Origin of the sequence: uncultured Maritalea sp. (assembly GCF_937139385.1) — a bacterium.
In the GTDB taxonomy this organism is placed as follows: domain Bacteria; phylum Pseudomonadota; class Alphaproteobacteria; order Rhizobiales; family Devosiaceae; genus Maritalea; species Maritalea porphyrae_A.
Genome location: NZ_CAKZPW010000344.1, coordinates 1 through 3,079 on the forward strand (window position 1 = coordinate 1; position 3,079 = coordinate 3,079).

Here is a 3,079-nt window from a genome sequence, read left to right on the forward strand (position 1 = left end):
AGGCGCCAATCAGCTTCGGTTAGAGTATCACCTGCCAAATAGGCATTGTTAGACAGGATTTCTTCTACCCAATCCAAACTATCAAAAAGGTCGGTAACTGCTTCGTCGTAAGCTTCTTGGGTGGTGGCGAATCCTGTTTTGTAAACACCATTGTTGATGGCGCCATAGATTCGCTCATTGATAGGGTCAATCGTTTCGCGCAGATGTTCGGGGTAGAAGTCCAACTTATTTCCAGTCAAATGGTTGAACTCGGTATTGAACATGCGAATGATTTCAGAGCTTTCGTTCGATACGATTGTGTTTTGTTTTTTGTCCCACAAAACGGGCACCGTCACCCGGCCCGTATAGTCCTTGTCAGCGGCCACATAGACTTGCCACATGGTTTTAGCGTCATTGTTGGGGTCTTCGCCTTTGGAAATGGTCCAGCCATGTTGGTCCGGCATTTTTGCGTCAACAACTGATACGGAGATTAGGTCTTCCAATCCTTTTAGGGAACGAAAAATCATAGTGCGGTGCGCCCATGGGCATGCATGAGACACATACAAATGATAGCGGTCTGCTTCCGCTTGAAATCCCCCCGTACCCGTTGGGCCAGCGGACCCATCTTTGGTCACAAAATTCCTAAACCGAGCTTCTGATCGCTTGAACCGGCCCCCAGTTGATTTGGTGTCGTACCATTGATTGGTCCAGAGACCGTCGACCAGCATACCCATTGTTATTTCCTCTTACTAAACGCGCAGGGGGGCAACATAGGGCGCAAATATTTTGAACAAAGAGGGTATTTGAGAACTGATTGTTCGATTTTTTTGGTGTAATTAGTGGTGAGTCTTAATGTTGCGCGATGTTTTTTCTCGACAGGCGAAAAACACGGTGCTAGTTGAAGCCTATGAACACAAAAGTATTTGCGCAGCGACCGAGCCGACGACCACGATAATTTCTTCGTGCCAATTTTGTCGTCCCTAATCGCCTGAGCAAAACTATGACTATCCTTGACATCACCAATGCCCAACAGCCTGAACTTGCGCAAAATTTGTCTGCGCTAGCCATTCGTCTTGAAACGAATTCCGACGAGAGTTGGATCGAAGACTTGCACGATGCATGTTTTGGCCCCGGGCGTTTTGCAAGAGCTGCTTTTCGCATTCGCGAGCGCTTTGGGGTGGATGAAAGGCTAAGCCTTGTGGCTGAGTTGGATGGCCAACCGGTGGCGACTGTTAAAATGTCAGCGATCAATATTTCTGATCAAAACGGTTATTTGCTCGGACCATTGGCGACGGATCCGAACCGGCGCAAATTGGGTGCCGGCAAAGCATTGGTTCGCGAAGTTGTGGCTAAGGCTTTTGAGGTGCCAAGTTGTGCATTTGTGCTGTTGGTTGGTGATGCACCATATTATGGCCCATTGGGTTTTGAGCCAACACTGCCCGAGCGGATTGAGTTTCCGGCTCCTGTTGATCCCGAACGGGTTTTGGTGGCGGCAAAAGATGCTACAATGATCAAAAGACTCAATGGTCCCATTTCGCAATGGGTCGACTAAAAGCTGGAAACATTGTTTCCAGTAAGGGATTTTGTTCGCATATGCCAGATCGTGCTTTGATTGATCGGATTGCAAAGCGTTTGCTAGATCGTCCGCAGGACGATTTTGATACGGGATGCCACAAAGTAGATGGCGTGCCACCGCTCAATCATCAAAAACCACCCAAACCGTCGGCTGTGTTGATTGGTTTAGTGCAGCGCGAGACGGGCAGCCATGTCCTTTATATTGAACGGTCATCGAAGCTGCGCGCCCATGCAGGGCAAATTGCCTTTCCTGGCGGCAAAATTGATGAAGAAGACGAAAGTTCAACCGTGGCTGCATTGCGCGAAGCCCACGAGGAAGTTGATTTGCATCCAAATGATGTGGATGTGATCGGTTATTTGCCGAACTATTTGTCTGGCACGAACTACTTAATCACGCCGGTTGTTGGCATTGTGCGCCCTTCGAGTGAGTTCATTGCCAATCCGGATGAAGTGGCGAGTTTTTTTGAAGTGCCGTTGCCCCATTTGATTCCTGACCGGCATTATTCAAAAATCCGCTTTGTGCGCGGTGATGAAGCGCAACGTGAAACATGGCGGATTGATTTTCAAGATAGAGCGATCTGGGGCATCACCGCTTCAATGACCCGGATGTTTAGAGAAACCGCATTGGTGCAGGAACTAGCCGAACATGAATGAAAAGATTTTGGATGGTCTGCGCCAAGCCGACTGGTTGCAGCGCGATAGCGTGAAAGCTGTGTTTGAATTGCTTAATGGGGCAGGTGGGCAAACCAAAGCGGTTGGCGGTATTGTGCGCAACACGCTTTTGGGCACCGAAACTGGCGATGTGGACATGGCCTCTACGTTTACGCCCAATGAGATTATCGACCGGGCTGAAAAAGCTGGCGTTAAATCAATTCCAACAGGCATTGAACATGGCACGGTGACGCTGATCGTTGGTGGAGAAGCGATTGAAGTGACTTCATTGCGCAAAGACATCAATACAAATGGGCGACATGCGGTTGTTCAATTTGGTGGCGATTGGGAAGACGATGCGAAACGCCGTGATTTTACTTTTAATGCGCTTTATGTGGGGCCAAATGGTGACCTACTTGATCCACTTGGGGGCCTTGAAGACTGTTTGAACCGGGAAGTGCGGTTTATTGGCGATGCGAAACAGCGGATCAAAGAAGACTATTTGCGGATTTTGCGGTTCTATCGGTTTTTTGCTTTTTATGGCTCTGGACGTCCTGAAGCTGAAGGGCTGCGGGCGACGGTGGCGCTTAAATCGGGCCTTGATCAACTTTCACCCGAGCGGGTGTGGCAAGAATTGAAAAAGCTACTTAGTGCGCCTGATCCGTCGCGGGCTTTGCTTTGGATGCGCACCACAGGTGTATTGGCGGTCATATTACCCGAGGGTGAGAAATGGGGCATTGACGCCATTCACGGTGTTGTTGCGGCTGAGCAAGACCTAAATTGGCCAATCGATTCAATGCTGCGGTTGCGTTCTATTCTACCGCCCATGGCGGACAAATTGGTGGATTTGGCCAAACGCCTTCGTTTGTCGAAT

Annotated in this window: 4 protein-coding genes; 3 read left to right on the forward strand and 1 reads right to left on the reverse strand. The window is 49.2% G+C overall.

Features of this window, described 5'->3' with window-relative positions; genetic code table 11:
• Positions 1 to 713: glutathione S-transferase C-terminal domain-containing protein (locus tag Q0231_RS13970; RefSeq protein ID WP_299348301.1), on the reverse strand; the 713-nt coding region annotated here is incomplete at its 3' end.
• A gap of 266 nt (positions 714 to 979) precedes the next feature.
• On the opposite strand from Q0231_RS13970, the gene Q0231_RS13975 reads away from it, so the two are divergent.
• From Q0231_RS13975 to Q0231_RS13985, 3 genes are all read left to right on the forward strand, one after another.
• Positions 980 to 1,531, forward strand: a complete 552-nt coding sequence (locus tag Q0231_RS13975) for an N-acetyltransferase (protein ID WP_299348304.1) — start codon at positions 980 to 982, stop codon at positions 1,529 to 1,531.
• A gap of 41 nt (positions 1,532 to 1,572) precedes the next feature.
• On the forward strand, positions 1,573 to 2,208 hold the full coding sequence (locus Q0231_RS13980) for a CoA pyrophosphatase (RefSeq protein ID WP_299348307.1): 636 nt from the start codon (positions 1,573 to 1,575) through the stop codon (positions 2,206 to 2,208).
• Positions 2,201 to 3,079, forward strand: an 879-nt coding sequence (locus Q0231_RS13985; RefSeq protein ID WP_299348310.1) for a CCA tRNA nucleotidyltransferase, incomplete at its 3' end; no start/stop codon positions are given. The genes Q0231_RS13980 and Q0231_RS13985, both read left to right, overlap by 8 nt.